At 29.2% G+C, this 6,818-nt stretch carries 3 protein-coding genes; all 3 read right to left on the reverse strand.

The window, feature by feature from the left end:
- Window positions 1-91: 91 nt before the first annotated feature.
- The 3 genes from smc to Q0370_RS11500 all read right to left on the reverse strand — a co-directional run bounded on the left by smc (window position 92) and on the right by Q0370_RS11500 (window position 6,799).
- Window positions 92-3,721, reverse strand: coding sequence for a chromosome segregation protein SMC (gene smc, locus Q0370_RS11490; protein ID WP_299575855.1), 3,630 nt, complete (start codon window positions 3,719-3,721; stop codon window positions 92-94).
- Between the two features lie 26 nt (window positions 3,722-3,747).
- Window positions 3,748-5,031, reverse strand: coding sequence for an exopolysaccharide biosynthesis polyprenyl glycosylphosphotransferase (locus Q0370_RS11495; protein ID WP_299575857.1), 1,284 nt, complete (start codon window positions 5,029-5,031; stop codon window positions 3,748-3,750).
- 136 nt (window positions 5,032-5,167) lie between these two features.
- On the reverse strand, window positions 5,168-6,799 hold the full coding sequence (locus Q0370_RS11500) for an AAA family ATPase (RefSeq protein ID WP_299575859.1): 1,632 nt from the start codon (window positions 6,797-6,799) through the stop codon (window positions 5,168-5,170).
- Window positions 6,800-6,818 lie beyond the last annotated feature (19 nt).

A 6,818-nucleotide genomic window follows, 5' to 3' on the forward strand; every position in this document is an offset into this window, starting at 1 on the left:
TAAACTAAAATTTCTATATATCTTAAATTATTAATTTTACCTATATTTTATCAAAAATATTAAAAAATTTCCAGTAAAAAAGTTTATTAAATTACACATCAACTGCAACAATCTTAGTTTCTCCAATTTCTTTATTCATTGTAACTCCATAAAGTCTGTGAGATCCTTTCATTGTTTCCTTATTATGAGTAATTAATATAAATTGCGATTTATCAATAAACTGATGCAATAATTCAACAATTTTCTTTGTATTTTTTTCATCAAGAGCTGCTTCAATTTCATCAAAGAAAGTAAATGGACTTGGCTTGAACATAAAGATTGCCATTATAAATGATACTGCAAGCATTGATTTTTCCCCTCCAGAAAGAAGAAGAAGAGTCTGCTCTGGCTTGTTTTTATATTTTACACTCAGTTCCAGTCCTGTAGTAAGCAAGTTTTCAGGGTCTGTCATTTTGATTATTCCTTTTGCTCCATTTAAGATAGTTTCACACATATACTGAAAATTCTTGTTTATCTGCTCGTAAGCTATAAAAAATTTATTTGTAACTTCCTCTTCAATTTCACGAATAAATCCAAACAATGTTTCACGGCTTTCCAGCAAATCCTTCTTCTGTACTACAATATCCTGATATCGCCCATTTTCATATTCAAATTCATCTATTGAGGCAAGGTTGACTGCTCCAATGTCTGTACGGCTTCTCTCATTTGATGACAATTTTCTTCTTGTTTCCGTAAGTTCCTCTTCATCAGCAATTTCAAAATATTCCTCATCTTCTAGAATTTCTTCGCTTTCAAGCTCTTTAAATTCAGCCATTTGGAACTCAAGTTCACTTTCATTACGTGTAATTTTTTCAACAATTTTTTCATAATTATTTTTGTTTTCCAGTATTTTTACTTCAATGTCTTTAATTTCGCTAATTAATTTTCTTTCTTTTCCTTCAATTTCTTGTATTTTTTTCTCAACTTCCTTGATTTCATTCAATATATTTTCATTTATTTTTTCATTTTTTTCAATTTGAGACTTCTTATGTAGAAGTTTTTCAGAAAGTTCAATTCCTAATTTCTCTCTTTTCTTCTCAAATTCAGCCAGTTCTGCCTTTTCACTTAAAAGTTTCTTGTAATCAGACTCAATTTCTATAAAACGATTTTTATTATTATCAGTTCGAACCTTCAATATTTCATAATCTTTATCTGCCTCATTCAATTTCTGAATAAATTCATCAATATTTTCAAATTTTTTCAATTCTTCATTCAGATTTTTTATTTTCAGATTATTTTCTTCAATATATTTTTCAATATTCTGAATTAGTTCTCTATTTTCCTTTATTTTCTTTTCTTTTTCCAAAATAAATTTCTCATTTTCAGAAATTTCATAGTTCAGAGTATTGATTTCTCGCTGTTTTCGGTTAAATTTTATGCTAAAATCGTCATAATTTTCATTAAATTCCTGATATTCATTTTTAAATTTTTCAAATAATTTTTCTGCTTCTGTTCTTTCTGCTTCAATTTTTTCAGCTTCCAAAACTATTTCCGATAATTTTTTTTCAAATTCTTTAAAATTCTTTTTATTTTTCTCAATTTCACTTTCCAGATGTTTCAATTCCTTTTTTCGCTCAAGAATTTCATCTTTACCCTTAAATGAATGCCCTCCAGTCATTCTTCCACGAGAAGTGATAATATCCCCTTCAAGCGTAACAATTCTGTCGTTAAATCCTTTTTTCAAAAGCTCTGTCCCAACTTCCAGACTTTCCACAACAACCGAATTTCCATACACAAACTGAATAACTTTTTCTACATCTTCATTCAAAAATTTCTTATCAACTTTTACAATATTTCTTGTAAAATCAATAATTCCATTTTTCCCCTTTGTACTTAAAATAATATTTTGAACTTCATCTTGAGACATTTTATTTTGAAAACTCTTTTGCAGTGAAACTTGTTCAATTTTTGGCAAAAATTCATTCATTCTTGAAATTCGAATATTTTCAATTGGCAAAAACGAAGCTCTTCCAAGTTTTCTATCTTTCAGAATTTCAATACATTTTTTTCCAATTTCACTATCTCTTACTACAATATCCTGAAACATTCCACCAGACAAAGTCTGTATTGCTTCCTCAAATCCCGATGGAACATCAATTAAGTTAACAAAGGCTCCAATTACACCATCAATTTTTTCATTCAAAATATGTTTTATACTTCGGTTAAAAGTCTCATTTTTTTCAATTGCACTAGCTATCGCCTTATGTTTAACTTCAAAACTTTCAAGTTTGTAGCTAATTTCATTTTTTTGCTTATTTATTTCAGCATATTCTTTTCTAAGTTCATCAATCTTTTCGTTAAGTTTTTTTATTTTCAGCTCTTTTTCAAGCTTTTCTTTTTCCTTTTCTGACTTTTGAATTTCAAACGTCTGTTTTTCCTTATTTATTTTATTAAACTCAGCTTCTACATCATTTCTTTCGGCAATTTGTCTTTTATTTTCATTTTTTGCCCCTTGAACTCTTTTTTCAAGGTCTTCATTTTCTCCAGCGACTTTTATCTTATCCACTTCAAAATTAGAATTCTTTTGCGTTCGTTCTTTTAACTCAATTGTAATTTTATCGCATTTATGCTTGAGTTCTCCAACTTTAGCCTCCCATTTATCCTTTTCTTCTTCCTTCACAGCCAATTCCCTTGTTATCAAATCAAGCTCATTTCTGGAGTTATTCAGAAGTTCTTCTTTTTCAGCAATATCTTTTTCCAAAATACTTTTTCTTTTATTTTTTTCATTGGCCTCGGTTTCTAAGTTAGAATTCTGATTTACAAGTTTTGAATATTCTTCTTTCAGAATTTCCATATTCTTAAAGTTTTCGCTGTTTTCATTTTTCTGGTTTTCCAGATTTTCGTACAATTCTTTTCTTATTTCATTCGTTTTTTCAAGTTCAGCTTGCTTTTCTGAAAAATTATTTTCATTTTTTTCGAGTTCTTCCTTTATTTCCTGACTTTTTTCCTCATATTCATATTTTAATGAAGTTTTCTCATTAACATTGTATTCAAGAATCATAAACCGCTGTACATCAATTTTTTTTGTGTACGCTTTAAAAAGTCTAGCTTTTTCCTGCTCATTTTTTAAATAATCAACACGTTTTTTTAAATCTTTTTCTACATATTCAATTTTTTCAATTTCATTTTTTAAGTCCTGCAGCTTTTTCTCAGACTCTTCCTTTTCAATTTTAGCCCTCTTTACTCCCGCCGCCTCTTCAATAATTTCCTTTAATTCCTTCGGAGAAGATCCAATAATTCTCTCTACACGCCCTTGTCCAATTATAGAATAAGCCTGTTTTCCAATCCCAGTATCCATAAAAAGATTATGAATATCTTTAAGTCTAGATTTCTTGTTATTTATAAGATACTCATTTTCTCCCGTCTTAAAAATCCTTCGAGTAATTTTAACCTCTGAAAAATCTACATCCAGATATCTATCTCCGTTATCAATAATAAGACTAACTTCTGCCATAGACTTTGGCTTCTTATTCTTCCCGCCAGAAAAAATAATATCCGAACTCTCTTTTGCCCGTATATTTTTATAACTCTGCTCTCCCAAAACCCACAAAATCGCATCCAAAATATTACTCTTTCCACTCCCGTTAGGCCCAACAATCGAAGTAATCCCATTGTCAAACTCCACAACAGTCCTATTTGCAAACGATTTAAACCCTGTCAGCTCCAATGCTTTTAAGTACATCTTTTCTCTCCTGTTTTAATTTTATCCTATCTCCCTTTTCCAAAAATTACAATCGTAACTGTCTTTAACAATATCTTCATGTCAAACAAAATATCATGATTTTTTATATAATACAAGTCATACTGCAATTTTCTGTAAGCATCTTCAATGCTCGCTCCATACGGATACATAACTTGTGCCCATCCAGTAAGCCCTGGTTTTACAGTATGTCTTAGATTGTAGTACATAATTTCCTTTTCTAACTGCTTTATAAAAAATTCTCTTTCTGGACGTGGTCCTACGAAACTCATTTCTCCACGTAGAACATTCCACAATTGCGGCAATTCATCAATTCTTGTAAGACGCATAAATTTACCAAATTTTGTGACACGATTGTCATTTTTTGTAGCCCATTTTGGTCCATCTTTTTCCGCATCAGTCGTCATTGAACGAAATTTTACTATTTTAAACGGCTTGTTTCCTTCCCCAATTCTTTCCTGTATAAAGAATATTGGCCCTTTCGATTCCAGTTTTATTATTATTGCAGCAACAATCATAATTGGAATTACACAAACTCCGATTAAAAGTGCAAAAATTATATCAAGAATACGTTTAGCTTTCAAGTTAAAACTGTTGTAGTAAATTTCAAATCCTGTATTTTCCAAAAACCATTTTGGACTCAAGTTTGAAACTGGCAATTTATTCTCATACATTTCATAAAATTCTAAATAATTATAGTACTGCATTCCACCAAGTTTGTACTGTAACAGCTTATCCACAAGTTTAGTATCGTATAAAAGATTGCTTGTAAAATCTACAATTATATCAACTTTTTTATTTTCACATAGAGTTAACAGTTTTTCTGTCAAAGAACTCAAATTTTTTTCTTCTTTTAAAAAGTCCGATAATTTATATTGACGGTCTTTCTTTATACTCTCCAACAAATCATTTGTATATCCATTTTCTCCAACAAAAACAACTCTTTTTCGTTCTGAAAGTCCTACAATTATAATATAACGATATATAATCTGAAACATTGTAATCAGTCCGAACAGAATTATTGCTTCATTTACAATAAAAATCCGTAAAAACGCTGTAATTACAACAAGTATAAAATTAATTCCAACAATAATTATAATATCCCTCAATCTGTAAATTCCAGTCATATTATATACATTTGCCACATAATATATTATCATTGAACAAACAATCACAGCCACATTTGTAAATCCAAGCCCACGATTTACAAGTAATAATCCTATAAAATACGTCACAATTGTCAATATCCCAAACAAATAGGAATAATTTTTTTTCATTCCGCTTACTGCCATTCTAAATTACACTTCCTTTTTTATTTTTCTTCTTTAAAATTAAATGTTAATAACTTATAATTCCATTTTTACAATATACATTCAGCAACTTAACTCCTATTGCCTTATTCTTTCTGAATAATAGTTAATTATAATTTTACTTCATTATTTCATATTTCATTTTAAGTTTTTTTCTATAAAACGCGAGTCCAACACAGACAATTTTATCTATTCCTCTATTTCTTAATTCCACATCGTACTCTTTTTCTTTTATCTGCTCAAATCCAGTTTTTGCATAATTTTCCAGCTTGTCTTCATTATTTACAACTTTAAATTCAAATATGTACGCTGGATTTATTTTATTTTTAGGTTCTAAAACTAAATCTGCCCTTCCATAGCCACTTTCTCTTTCTGATAGTCTAATGTAGTCATTTGCAAGTATTATAAATATTCCAATTAAAAATATTTTGTAATACTTTTCATCTTTTTCCGTGTCAAAATAACTAAGCGAAGAAAGTACCTCATCTTGAAGCCCTTTTGCAAACTCTTCTATTTTTCCATTTTTTAAATTTTCTACAATATTTGAAAACTGTGTATAATTTCCAACAAATCTATCTATAAAAATTTTTCTAAAAAAAGTCTGTATTTCTTTATTTGGAAGCCGTAATGGATAGAGTTCCCCTTTTTTCTCCCCATCGGTTGTCAAATATCCGCTGTACAAAAATAATTCCCATATATCACTTGCATTAAATACATATTCCATATACTCATTTATTGCCTTATAAACTGTTTTCCCCACAAAAAGTTTTTCCAAATCTTCTATTACTTTTTTATCTGCTTTTCCTAATAAATCATATATTGTCTTGTTTCCTGAAACGCCTATCCAATAGGGACGTAATTTTTTTTCATCCAAAAAGTTAATAATCGACCACGGATTATAAATTTCAGTTTCTCCGAACTGATAACCGTCATACCACTCCCTGACATCTTCCATCTCATATTCCAGCCCATAATATTTCACAGCTTCAACAACTTCATTTTCAGTAAGTCCATAATACTCTGAATATTTTTCGCTAAAGATATTGTTTACCTTCAAATTATTTAACCCTGAAAAAATTCCTTCTTTTGCAATTCTCAATATTCCAGTCATAATTCCAAACTGTAAATATTCATTATCTTTCATTGCATCTCCATAAAACTTCTTAAAAAAAGAAATTGCCTGTTTATAATATCCCTCCTGATAAGCCTGAATTATCGGCGTATCATATTCATCTATTAGCACAACAGCTTTTTTCCCATAATATTCATACAAATATTTTGTCAACGACTTCAATGAGCCTTTCCAATCTGCTATATCTTTATTAAACCAGACATTATCAAAATAAAATAATTCTCTTTCATCCATATCTTCTCTTATGAATTTAAATTCATCATACATATTACTTATTAATTGTCTAATTGCAATATGAGAATTTTCCCAGCTAACCTCTTCCATGTTCCTAAAACTTATATATATAACAGGATATTGCCCCTGCCTTTTAAAACTTTCTGTATTTTCTATATACAGTCCGTTAAAAAGTTTTTTATTTTCTTTTGCTTCCTTAATATCAAAAAAATATTTTAACATCGACATATTCAATGTTTTCCCAAATCTTCTTGGTCTAGTAAAAAGTTTTACTTGAGAGCCATCTTTAATAATCTCATCAATGAAATTTGTCTTGTCAAAATAATAATAGTCTTCCTCTATTAAATACCTAAAATCACTTATTCCTATTGGCAATCTCTTCATAACGAGTCTCCTTTCAGAG

It is taken from the genome of uncultured Leptotrichia sp., from assembly GCF_938036635.1.
In the GTDB taxonomy this organism is placed as follows: domain Bacteria; phylum Fusobacteriota; class Fusobacteriia; order Fusobacteriales; family Leptotrichiaceae; genus Leptotrichia; species Leptotrichia hongkongensis.